The organism is Bacteroidota bacterium (genome assembly GCA_018831055.1).
Taxonomy (GTDB): domain Bacteria; phylum Bacteroidota; class Bacteroidia; order Bacteroidales; family B18-G4; genus M55B132.
The window spans coordinates 1-12579 of record JAHJRE010000089.1; the positions used below are offsets into that span (position 1 = coordinate 1).

The following is a 12579-nucleotide window of genomic DNA, read 5'->3' on the forward strand; positions in this document are numbered from 1 at the left end:
GCTTAGGTCGGCGTCTTCCAGCCTGTACCCTTTATCTTCCGAAACAACGGTACCACCGGTCAGGATTGCAATATCTTCGAGCATTTCTTTTCTTCTGTCGCCAAATCCGGGAGCTTTCACGGCAGCGACTTTGAGGGCGCCACGGATCTTGTTGACCACGAGGGTTGCGAGAGCTTCGCCTTCAATGTCTTCTGCGATAATGATCAGTGGGCGACCCGATTGAGCAACTTTTTCCAGGACTGGGAGAAGGTCTTTCATAACGGAGATCTTCTTGTCGTGGATAAGAATATATGGATGCTCATAAACAGCTTCCATTTTTTCGGTGTCGGTCACAAAATAGGGAGAGATGTATCCGCGGTCAAACTGCATACCTTCCACAACATCAACATAGGTTTCGATCCCTTTAGCTTCCTCAATCGTGATAACGCCTTCTTTTTTTACTTTGCCCATTGCTTCGGCGATCAGGCTTCCGATCTGAGTGTCGTTATTGGCGGAGATTGCGGCAACCTGTTCGATTTTCGTTGAGGAGTCGCCGATTTCCTTTGATTGTTTTCTCAGACTTTCGATAACTTTCAAAACGGCCTTGTCGATACCGCGTTTCAGATCCATAGGATTGGCACCGGCGGTAACATTTTTCAGACCGGTAGTAACGATTGCCTGGGCAAGAACGGTAGCTGTAGTTGTTCCGTCACCAGCCACATCGTTGGTTTTTGATGCTACTTCTTTAACGAGTTGAGCACCCATATTCTCGATGTTGTCCATCAATTCTACTTCCTTGGCTACTGTTACACCGTCTTTTGTGATGATAGGAGCACCGAAGGATTTCTGAATGATGACATTACGTCCTTTAGGTCCAAGGGTAACCTTTACTGCGTTTGATAACGCATCAACGCCCTCTTTCAGGGCTTCTCTTGCTTTGAGATCAAAAATGATATCTTTTGCCATAATACTAAATAATTTATATTGTTAATCTATTTCTTTAAATGATTGCCACGATGTCAGATTCACGCATAATCAGGTAGTTTTTACCTTCAATCGTGATCTCAGTTCCCGAGTATTTACCGTACAATACTGAGTCACCCACCTTAACCGTCAAAGGCTCATCCTTTTTCCCGGGACCAGTGGCTACAACTGTTCCCTTTTGTGGTTTTTCCTTGGCAGTATCCGGAATAATGATTCCGCCTGCAGTCTTCTCTTCAGCCTGGGCTGGTTCAACTAAAACCCTGTCGGCCAATGGTTTAATGTTAATTTTTGTCATTGTTGTTTATATTTTTTTGGTTCAACACTTATTGACTCGCACATCCCTGTCATATTTTGTGCCAAAACAGATAATAAAAAAAATGTCAGAGTGTTTATGACAATCTGACATTTCTTTTCGGATATCTTTACTTTATTGTGCGTTTTCTTGCGGGGGTGGGGCCTGGTAATCCTGCAAAGGTGGTACCTGGACTTCGTTTACTTTTTCCTGGATTTCGCTTGCATTAACCTGTATAGTCTGGCCACGGGGGATAACGAAGATGGATATCAGGCTGAAAGCGAGTAAGGCAATGGCGAGGGTCCAGGTTGATTTTTCCAGAAAGTCGGCCGTTTTACGAACGCCCATATACTGGTTGGAGCTTGCGAAGTTAGAGGCAAGCCCTCCTCCTTTGGAATTCTGTACCAATACCACGAGGATCAGCAGAACGCAGGTGATAAGTATCAAAACGGAGATCAGAATATATAAACCCATTTGAGTGTGAATTAGAGGTTGTTTCTTATTTTTTCAATTTGGGCTGCAAAGTAACTACTTTTTTCCGGAATTTTCAAGCTTAATTTTTCGTAAATCTCAATAGCTTTCTTGAAATTTCCCTGATCATACTGAATTTTTGCCAGAGTTTCGCTGATGATATCGTCGTTTTCCTGGGTACTTTTTCTGGCAGATTCCACATCGCTTTCCACATCACCTTTGACAGGTGTTATGGTAGGTTCTTCCCGGATGAACTTATCAATCAGTTCGGCTTGTGTTTTTTTCTTATCGGATATAGCTTCAATAGTATCATGCTGTTTTTCTTCAACCTGTTTGTTCTCTTCCTTATTTGCAATTTCGGAGAGTCTTCGGGCAAGAATATCCCTCAATTCCTTTTCACGATTTGATGTGACAGTTGGTTGGTCAGCCATATCCATTTTATCCTTTTCGGAAGAGATTTCTTTTCGTGCAGGCTCTTCTGTTTCAGGAGGTATTTCGGTGGTAGTGTTTATAATGGGTTTATTTTCGGGATCCTCTTTCTCATGGTCTTCCGGATTAACCATTTCCGCGAATGGTTTGAATACTTCTCTTGCCCGTATTTCAAGATCATCTTTTTCTTCGTCAGCGGAAGGACGGGGTGGACTTTGTCCACGTTTCATTTGATCTTCCAGGATTTCTACCATCTGGTCAACCATATAGCGGTTTGATGCGTATAGATTAGCCAGGTTTAGGTGTTCTTTCTTCCGTTCTGGTTGCTGAACGGCCATGAAAACATGATAGATGATCTGGCCCGACTGGAAAAATGGTTGCTGATCCAGGATATTACGAAGCCCAATAATCACATCAGGACTGATTTCATTTTTCAAGTTCAAGGCTGTCAGGATATCATTTGCATTCATATGAATAAATTTTACCAGTTTACGACGGCTTTGTTGAAAATGTCTTCTACAAGCATTTCATTAATTAGGTCTATGAGGGTTTCCTGTACATCGGCAAGGTTCTGGGTGCTGGGATAGTCTTCGTAACGGCTGAAAGTTGTGTTAAAATCTTTCGATTCATCGAAAGTATTGGTAAATTTAACTTTAAGTGTAATTGTAAGGCGGTTCTTAGCTGCTGTTTGGTTGGCCTGTATAGCAACAGGGGTTGTAGCATAGCCAGTAATTGCACCTTCGATTTGCAGGTCTCCACCGCTTTGCACCAGGGTGAGGTTTGTTTGAGATGCAAATTTATCTTTCAATGCATCGGTTATTTTTTCACTGAGTGTAGGTTCAACCAAAGCCGCATTATTAGGGAATCTCTGTATTGATATGGTTTTGATTTCAGGAGAGATGGAGGCTCCGGTAAAAGAATATACCCCGCATGATGTTAAAACGGTTATCATCATCAGGAAGATAAATATCTTCCTGGAAAATGACAAGTGCTTTAAATTTTGTTTAATAAGCATAACTAACAGATTCAGCCAAGGTTATACTCTTTGATTTTCCTGTACAAAGTTCTTTCGGATATACCCAATTCCCGTGCAGCATCCTTTCTTTTACCCTGATGTTTATCCAGGGCTCTTTTAATCAGTTCAAGTTCTTTTTTCTGTAGTGAAAGGGTATCTTCAATGATTTCGGATTCCTGAAAATCATCCTGAATGGTATCAGTGTAACGGTCAGGTTCAATTTCAGGTTTATGTCTTATATTCTCGAGGGTTCGTATTTCGTCTTCCAGGTGTTTATTGCTATCAATTATTTCTTTGTCGAATGGTTGACTTTGGAGAATACCACCAACAACCTTTTTCAGGTCATTGATGTCTTTTTTCATATCGAAAAGTACTTTATACAGCAAATCTCTTTCGGAAATGGAGGTTTCCCTGTCACCTGGCCTGTATAAAACCGGTAGTTCCGTAGTATTGATTTCCGGCAGGTATCTTTGAAGCGTGGTTGCTGTAATGTTCCTGTTTTCTTCTATAATGGATATTTGCTCAGTGATGTTCTTTAACTGTCGGATATTTCCCGGCCAGCGGTAATGCACTAACACTTCAAGTGCATTTTCATCGAGTTGGAGTGGAGGCATCCGGTATTTCTCAGCAAAGTCGGTAGCGAATTTTCTGAAGAGCAAATGGATGTCTTCTTTACGTTCTCTGAGCGGAGGGATAAAGATAGGGACTGAGTTTAACCGGTAAAACAGGTCCTGACGAAATTTCCCATTCCGGATTGATTCCGAGATATCCACATTGGTGGCAGCGACAACTCTGACATTGGTTTTTATCACTTTAGAGGAGCCGACTTTGATGAATTCACCAGATTCGAGGACTCTGAGGAGGCGGACTTGAGTAGAGAGGGGCAATTCGGCCACTTCGTCGAGGAAGATGGTTCCGCCTCCTGCAACTTCGAAATATCCTTTTCTGGCTTCGTGGGCACCAGTGAAGGAGCCTTTTTCATGTCCAAATAATTCACTATCTATTGTACCTTCGGGTATGGCACCGCAATTTACAGCGATATAAGAGCCATGTTTTCTGGCGCTTAGCTGATGGATTATTTTCGGGAATGCTTCTTTCCCAACCCCGCTTTCTCCTTGGATTAATACGGTAAGGTCAGTAGGACTTACCTGAGCTGCAATGTCTATGGCACGGTTGAGCAGAGGAGAATTGCCTATTATTCCGAATCTCTGTTTAATGGCTAGTACATCCATCCTTTAATCATTTTATCAGGCAAAAATCACTAACAGTGAATTGTAAAGTTAGTAAAAAAACATAATGAGTATCAGGAATGATCAATATCAAGTTACAGGCTTCATGCTTCAAGTTGCAGGCTACAGCCTGCAACCTGCAATTATTTGATAATCTTTCCCGATAAGCAAAAGAACATTATTTCAGGATAGTTAGTCCTGGGCGGGTCCATTCCTTAAAGTTTTCATATAAAGAAAGGCCGGTTAGTGGCGGTTATTTCTGACTTCTTTTTTGATTCTCTGGATATGTCCTCTTCCCAGGGCTTTTACTTCACAGCCCAGTTCAAAATAACGACGAATGTTTTCATCGCTCAGGATGCCAAAGCAATCGATAACAGCGATGGGCCGGCCTGCCCATTTAACTATCTGATCTGGATCAAGGTTCAGATATGGGGTATGGGGTACGGCCAGGATCATAACTTCGGAGTCATTTAGTGCTTTTTCCAGGTCTTTTTCGATATGGATGTCTTTCAGATGTTCCTGATTTCTGAAGAAACGTTTCCATGATTTCCCTGGAGCGGGGTATTCATCCTGAAGTTCCAGTTCGTACCAATGGTCAACGTATGGGTCGTGGACACGGATTTCAGCCCCCATCTCGGTAAGTTTTCTGGCTACCATTTCGCTGCCGCTGTAGCGGGTATCACCAACATCTTGTCTATAGCTGGCTCCACAAATCAGGACTTTGGATCCTGCAATGTACCCGGCCATATTTCTGAGAGCATCACGGGTAAGTTCGGCTACATGCAAAGCACGGGTATCGTTGATATCAATGGCTGTGGGTGTGATACGAAAAACATCTTCCCCGTCTTCGAATCCCAGGATATGTTTATAAGCCCAAAAGCCCAGTCCGCCATCTTTAGGGAGGCAATAACCACCGATGCCAGGTCCCGGGAAAATCATATTCGAATGAGTAGGGCGCATTTTAATGGCTTTGATAACTTTGATAAGGTCCACTCCATTCCGTTCCGCGAACAGGCTCCATTCATTCAGGTATGCGAGGATGGTTGCACGGTATGAATTTTCTACGATTTTAGTAGTCTCAGACTCTATGGGTCTGTCCATCACTGTTAAAGGGAAATCCTTTGTATTTAAAACTTCATGCAGGAATTTTTCCACCCTGCCCCGTGCTTCCTGATTACATCCGGAGCAAACTCTCCAGAAGTCGCGAATGCTTGCCACATATTCTTTGCCGGGCATAACCCTTTCAAAACTATGTGATAGCAATGGGATTTCTTTCAACCCCCTGCGATTAAACTCTTTTTTCAGGATTGGCCAGGCAACGAACTCCGTCGTACCCGGAGCTACAGTAGTTTCAATGAGAACAAGGGCTGAAGGAGGTATATTCTGTCCGATGGTTTTCATCGTAGCCTCCAGGGCTGCCATATCAGCTTCTCCGTTTTTCATGTTGCCCAGGCTGTTTTTCGAATAGTCGCATTGTACATCTACAACCACTACATCAGCAAATTCAAGGCAATCGCTGTTATAGGTAGCAATTAAAGTTTTTTCTTCCAGAACACAACGGTTGATCAACTCATCCACTTCCGGGTCTTCAGCTTTTACCGGTGAAACTCCACGGTTCAACATGGGTATCTTCCAGTAACTTCTAACACTGGGTCTTTGACATCCTATGACGAACTTTGAATAACGGCCGGATTCATCTTTGGTATCTGCGATAATGGCGGCCATAACAGCACCCACGAAACCGACCCCCATTACAACTACTATTTCCTTTCCTTCGCCTCGTGCTTTTTTTACCAGGGTCTCAATGCGGTTATACTCACTTTGGTAATCTTCCTTGCTGGGGATTTCAAATTTTTCTCCTCCCGGGCTAACCGAATAAGTGGTTTTGTTCATAGTTAATGTTTTAAAATATTTGAATAATAAATCACCGGATCTGAGCACCGGTCTGTTTGCTGAGGTTATCTACAATATTACGGATCAATTTATCAACCTGTTTATCTGTCAGGGTTGCTTTTTTATCCTGGATTATAATACTAACGGCATAGGATTTTTTATTATGGCCGATCTTTTCACCCTCAAAAACATCAAAAAGCCCAACGGATTTAATAATATTTTTGTCACTGTTCAGGATAATGTTTTCTACAGTTTTAAAATCAACTGTTTTGTCAACAAGTAGGGCAAGATCTCGTCTTACTTCCGGGTATTTCGGGATTTCCTGTAAACGTATATCATTAACCGGGATGAATTTTAAAAGGTTATCCCAGTTTATATCGGCATAGAAAATATCCTGGCGAATATCAAAAAACTTTACTATGACATTATCCAGTTTTCCGAAGTCAGCAAGTGTTTTGCCACGATAGGTGAACCGCATGGAACCCGCAAACAGAGGCAAAGGGGATTCACTTATCTCAAAAGCAACCGGATTAAGGCCAACCCGTAAAAAAACCTGGTTTACATATGATTTCAAATAGAAGAAGTCCACCTGCTGAGGGGTAAGATCCCAGTTTTCCTCCGATTTGTTTCCGGTAAGAAATATAGAAAGGGATTTTGCTTCCTGATATTTCATCAGTGGATCCTGTGCATCATGGTTTTTTGTTTCACGATGGTAAACTAATCCGAATTCGTACAATTTCAGATTAAACGACTGACGGTTAAGGTTGTAGGCAATACTTTCCATTCCCCCAAAGAGCAGTGATTGTCTCATGACGTTCAGGTCGGCGCTCAGAGGATTTGCCAGCACTACATTTTCATCCTGGTTAAAGCCGGGTATTTTTTCAGTATATGATGACTTAGTGAGGGAATTGGTCATGATTTCAGCAAAACCTTCGCTGCTTAGCATGTCAGAAATAGTATTCTGTATTTTTTCGGGGTCAGGCTTTTTGGTAAATGATATTGAAGCATTTAGTTTTTCCCCGATTTCGATATTATTATAGCCATAAATTCTCAGGATTTCTTCAATAATATCCACTTCTGACCTTACATCAAAGCGATATGTAGGAACAGCGAGCTGAAGGATTTGGTTATTTTCCTCAAGAATTTTAATATCAAGGAGTTGAAGTATATTGACAAGGGTTTGTTCGGGTATATTTTTGCCTATCAGCATCCTGACCCTGTCAATATTTACTAACACATTCCAATGGGGAAGAGGTTCAGGGTAAAAATCAACCACATCGGATATAATTTTCCCGCCAGTCAGTTCCTGAATTAGTAAAGCAGCTCTTTTAAGGGCATAAACGGTGATGTTCGGATCAGAACCTCTTTCGAAACGAAAGGAGGCGTCTGTCTGCAAACTGTGTCTTTTGGATGTTTTTCTGATAAAAGCAGGGTTGAACGAAGCACTTTCCAGAAAGATTCGTTTGGTTTTGCTGGTGACGCCGGAGTGTTCGCCACCGAATACACCTGCTATACACATTCCATCGGATATGTCGCAGATCATGAGATCGTCGGGGTCCAGAGAGCGTTCGATTCCGTCGAGTGTGACAAATTTTTCAGCGGGTTTAGCCAGGCGTACCACTACGGTATCGCCTTTGATTTTATCGGCATCGAATGCATGGAGGGGTTGACCGGTTTCCAGCATAACGAAATTTGTGATATCAACGATGTTGTTGATGGATCTGATCCCGGCAGCAAGCAGATAATTTTTCATCCAATCCGGTGATTCACCAACCTTAATACCGTCGAGAGTGAGTCCGGAATATCGTGGGCAGGCCTGAGGGTCTTTCACTTGCAAGGCGATGGCTCCGGTTGGATTTCCTGGATTAAATGCCTCAACAGCAGGTAAATTTAGTTCTAAGTTGTAACCAGCCTGCTGGTTCATTATGGCTCGCAGGTCGCGGGCAACGCCAAGGTGGGAAGTTGCATCGGTTCGATTGGGAGTCAGACCGATTTCAAAAACCCAGTCTTCCCTGATATCGAAATAACTGGCGGCATCTGTTCCTGGTAACGCATCCTCATTGAGGACCATAATTCCTTCGTGTGAGGTTCCAAGACCGATTTCATCCTCAGCGCATATCATCCCTTCGGATATTTCTCCCCGTATTTTGGTTTTATTAATAACAAAGCTTTTTTCACCCATATAGAGGGTAGTCCCTGGCAGAGCCACCAGAACTTTCTGTCCTGCAGCCACATTAGGCGCTCCGCAAACGATGGGGATCAATGATTCTGAACCTGTGTTGACCTTGGTTATGCTAAGTTTATCGGCATCCGGATGTTTTTCACAGTGGACAACTTCTCCGATTACAATTCCTTTCAGACCACCTTTAATTGACTCGAACTTTTCCAGGCTTTCAACTTCAAGGCCTCCGCTGGTAAGGAATTCGGAAATTTCCTGGGGGCTGATGTTATCGATGGCAATATAATCTTTCAGCCAGTTATAGGATATCTTCATCAGGTTTGAAAATTAAATGGCAAAAGTAAACATTTTAATCTGTTTTTAGCTTATCCTTTCCCACATTGGAGCGCTTTTGTTAAGCAGGGAGAGGTATTCTGCGACAGGTTTATTTTCTTTACCGGAAAGGTCCGGATCTTTATCCAGGATATCTATAGCAGTAGATCGCGCGTATTTCAGGATTTTTTCGTCTTTGACGATATTAGCGATTTTCAGATCCAGCATCCCACTTTGGCGGGTACCTTGCAGGTCACCGGGGCCGCGGAGCCGGAGGTCAGCTTCAGCAATTTCAAATCCATCATTGGTTCTAACCATGGTTTGAATCCTTTTCCGGGCTTCATGGGATAAGTTCTCATGAGTCATCAGAATACAATATGACTGATCCGCACCCCGGCCAACCCTGCCTCTGAGCTGATGCAGTTGGGATAGTCCGAAGCGTTCGGCACTCTCTATGATCATTACGCTGGCATTGGGGATATCCACACCGACTTCAATAACGGTTGTAGCCACCATGATTTGAGTTTCTTGCCTGATAAAACGTTGCATTTCATATTCCTTATCCGCGGATTTCATTTTGCCATGAACGATACTGATGGCGTATTCCGGTAGTGGGAATGATCGTTGAATGCTTTCATAGCCATCCATAAGATCTTTCAGGTCGAGTTTTTCGGATTCCTTGATCAGAGGGTAAACGATATATATTTGACGGCCCTGGCGGATTTGTTCCCTCATGAAGCCAAAAAGTTTCAATCGGGCTGAATCATAATAATGAAATGTCTTAACAGGCTTTCTTCCGGGTGGTAACTCATCTATCACGCTGATATCCAGATCTCCGTAAAGAGTCATAGCGAGGGTTCTGGGGATGGGGGTTGCGGTCATTACAAGGATATGGGGAGCTATATCGCTTTTCGTCCAAAGCCTGGCCCTTTGTTCAACTCCGAACCGGTGTTGTTCATCAATAATAACCAGCCCAAGATTCTTAAATTGAACCTTTTCTTCGATCAAAGCATGGGTTCCGATCAGGAGGTTTAACATGCCGTTTTCAAGTTGTTCATGAATGGTTAAACGGCGGGAAGTTTTAACGGAGCCTGTTAAAAGATTGATTTGTACGTCTATATCTTCCAACATTCTGGAGATAGATATGAAATGCTGATTGGCGAGTATTTCTGTAGGAGCCATGAGACAGACCTGGAATCCATTATCCATGGCAATCAGAGCCGACATAAGGGCAACGATAGTTTTTCCACTTCCCACATCACCTTGTAGCAACCGATTCATCTGAATCCCGGAGCCAAGATCAGCACGGATTTCCTTAATCACTTTTTTCTGGGCGGATGTCAATTCAAACGGAAGTTTCTCAGAATAAAAGCGGTTCAATAATTGCCCCACTTGTGCAAAGACAAATCCTTTGGATTGTTTTTTTCTGTTGACCTTATAAACAAGGAGGCGTAGTTGTATGAAAAATAATTCTTCAAACTTAAGTCTGGCTTCGGCTTTGGAAAGAATCTGTTGATTTTCAGGAAAGTGTATGCTAAATAATGCCGATTCTCTATCGGGGAGAGAAAGATGTTTAAGGATGTGTTCGTTCAGGTTTTCCGGAATTTGTCCTTTAACTTTAATAAGGAGGGTTCTAAGAAGTTTACTAATACTTTTACTGGAGAGTCCTTTTGATTTCAGAATTTCGGTAGTGCTGTAATATCCTTCCAGGGTATTACCGATGGGGTCTTTATCGGATGTTGCAGGGTCTATATCGGGATGTGGGATATTATATCGGTTATTATAGATTGCGGGTTTTCCAAACACGACATATTCCGTTTCGGGATTGAATTTATCTTTAAACCAACGAATTCCTTTGAACCAAACGAGTTCGATTGATCCGGTATCATCTGTAAATAAAGCAGTGAGTCGTTTGGCACGTTGTCCGCCAACAACCTGCATCTGGGAAATTTTTCCCTTCAGTTGGATAAAGCTAAGGTCTGAGTTTATCTCATTGACCTTAAAGAATTTGCTTTTATCGACATAGCGGAAGGGGTAATAAAGCAGAAGGTCGCGAAAAGTATAGATATTAAGTTCTTTGCGGAGGAGTTGACCTCTTGCCGGGCCAACACCTTTCAGGTATTCTATAGGCGTATCCAGTATATGAGGAATCATTCTGGGAAGTTCTAAACCATAAAAGTTTTGCGAAAACCAAATTACTTAAAATTTATCAAATAAAAAACTCCTCCCTGATGGGGGAGGAGTTTTCCATATAATATAAAGATATTAGAATTCCCATAGTTCATGTTCGAAACGCATCAGGTCGTTTTTAACTCTTTCAGCTTCATAAAGAGCTTCGAGTCCGGATGCATATTCGGAGATCCTTCGGTCGTACACATTGGATTCTTTGTAGATAAGGCTGCCGAACATTCTTTTCCAGAACACATCGTCATAGCTAAGTCGCATGGCATCATTGTGCCGGTTATAAACCAGTGATTTAGCGAATACGGGTCTGGCTTCGGGGAAATATACCCAGAACAGTGGTTCAGGGAATTCTTCGCCATTGATTTCCTTCATCATAACCGGGCAGAGGCCAATAATACGCACCATTAACTGAGAGCGTTGTTTATCGAAATACCAGTCTTCTTTGATCCTGAATCGCAAAATTTTGGAGGGATCAAACTGGGTAAAGATGACGGAGTCGAACTCATCGTAAGGAGGATATGGCCTTTTAAAGGTTTTATGCATAGTATCTACCTGACGGTTGATAACTTCCTGGTATGTTAGGGGAACCAGAAATTCATCCGTTGTGGAGATATCGTATGCCGTGATAGTCCCTTCTTTGAGGGCATCCATGATTACGGTGATCAGGTTTCTCCAATGATTATGGGGTTCGATGGGATAATAGAAGGGTTGGTTGATTTTCTGACGCATATCAATAACCCTCCAAATCCGTTTCTCCCACATCACATCTGCTTTTCTCAAGGGGGGATAAGCAACGGGTTTGGTATTGGTAAAACCGCCGCCATCGGCAAACAGACCATCGACGGGAGGTTCATTGTTATAAACCTGGGCCGTGGAAGGTTTTTGTGCCCCGATGAGGACAAAGAGCAAGATTAGAATGATGCTTATTCGTTTCATAATAGCAACCTCCTGATGGTTATTTTATTTCAAGGTTAATGGGGTTCAGGCTTCTGATGCCGTCAGGTCCTTCAGCCTGGATATTTTCAAAGAGAATTCTCTGACCTCTCCTGGCACTTTGGATGATGCTTGTAATTTCAGAAGTAAACTGATTTCCCCTTGCATTTTTCTGTACAAGGTCGCCTCCGATGATGGTAATCATTTTGAAAGAGGTTACCTTGAAATACAGATCGAATTCAAAGTCTTTCATTTCCGGAATAATAGCTCCGGCGGCGAGCAGGGTATTTTTTTCAATAGCACCCTGAATCATACCGGCTATTTCAGCGACCGGATCCGGTACTTTTTTAACGCGGAATTCAGAGGATCCCATGTTCATCACTTGTCCCTGGTATTCAGCGGTGGCTGAAACGACAGCCTTTCTGGCACCAGAGGGGACTTTTACGATCCAGTCTCCTCGGCTTGCGGGGTCAGGACTGATGCTGCCGACAGAGATAGAGGGTCTGATTCGTTCTTTTGCAATACCGGGGACAGAGATTGACACCGGGTTATCAACTCCGATATAGAATACATTCATTTTCGTAGCTGCTACGGTTAAAGAAGGAGGAGCTACGATATATTCATGGGAGAAAGGATAGGTTACGTCTTGTCCTTCCGGGTCTTTGATTTTGATCAGACC

General features: G+C 42.8%; 11 protein-coding genes. All 11 read right to left on the bottom strand.

The window, feature by feature from the left end; translation table 11 throughout:
- Nucleotides 1-945, bottom strand: a 945-nt coding sequence (gene groEL, locus KKA81_05415) for a chaperonin GroEL (GenBank protein ID MBU2650352.1), incomplete at its 3' end; no start/stop codon positions are given.
- A gap of 34 nt (nt 946-979) precedes the next feature.
- On the bottom strand, nt 980-1258 hold the full coding sequence (locus KKA81_05420; protein MBU2650353.1) for a co-chaperone GroES: 279 nt from the start codon (nt 1256-1258) through the stop codon (nt 980-982).
- 132 nt (nt 1259-1390) lie between these two features.
- The gene (secG, locus tag KKA81_05425) at nt 1391-1729 is read right to left on the bottom strand and encodes a preprotein translocase subunit SecG (protein MBU2650354.1); all 339 of its coding nucleotides are present in this window, start codon (nt 1727-1729) and stop codon (nt 1391-1393) included.
- A gap of 11 nt (nt 1730-1740) precedes the next feature.
- Nucleotides 1741-2625, bottom strand: a complete 885-nt coding sequence (locus KKA81_05430) for a hypothetical protein (protein ID MBU2650355.1) — start codon at nt 2623-2625, stop codon at nt 1741-1743.
- An 11-nt stretch (nt 2626-2636) separates the two neighbouring features.
- Nucleotides 2637-3170 carry a hypothetical protein gene (locus KKA81_05435; protein MBU2650356.1) on the bottom strand — a complete coding sequence of 178 codons (534 nt, stop codon included), beginning with the start codon at nt 3168-3170 and terminating at the stop codon, nt 2637-2639.
- Between the two features lie 11 nt (nt 3171-3181).
- Entirely contained in the window at nt 3182-4402 is a 1221-nt protein-coding gene (locus KKA81_05440; protein MBU2650357.1) for a sigma-54 dependent transcriptional regulator, read from the bottom strand.
- 240 nt (nt 4403-4642) lie between these two features.
- Nucleotides 4643-6292 carry a nucleotide sugar dehydrogenase gene (locus KKA81_05445; GenBank protein ID MBU2650358.1) on the bottom strand — a complete coding sequence of 550 codons (1650 nt, stop codon included), beginning with the start codon at nt 6290-6292 and terminating at the stop codon, nt 4643-4645.
- 31 nt (nt 6293-6323) lie between these two features.
- Nucleotides 6324-8786: a phenylalanine--tRNA ligase subunit beta gene (gene pheT, locus KKA81_05450; GenBank protein MBU2650359.1), complete on the bottom strand. Its 2463-nt coding sequence runs from the start codon at nt 8784-8786 to the stop codon at nt 6324-6326.
- Nucleotides 8787-8831: 45 nt separating this feature from the next.
- Nucleotides 8832-10937 (bottom strand): ATP-dependent DNA helicase RecG, encoded by a 2106-nt coding sequence (gene recG, locus KKA81_05455; protein ID MBU2650360.1) that lies wholly within the window; start codon nt 10935-10937, stop codon nt 8832-8834.
- 111 nt (nt 10938-11048) lie between these two features.
- On the bottom strand, nt 11049-11903 hold the full coding sequence (gldN, locus tag KKA81_05460; protein MBU2650361.1) for a gliding motility protein GldN: 855 nt from the start codon (nt 11901-11903) through the stop codon (nt 11049-11051).
- A 19-nt stretch (nt 11904-11922) separates the two neighbouring features.
- Nucleotides 11923-12579 (bottom strand): gliding motility protein GldM (locus KKA81_05465; protein ID MBU2650362.1); only part of this gene is annotated, 657 nt, incomplete at its 5' end.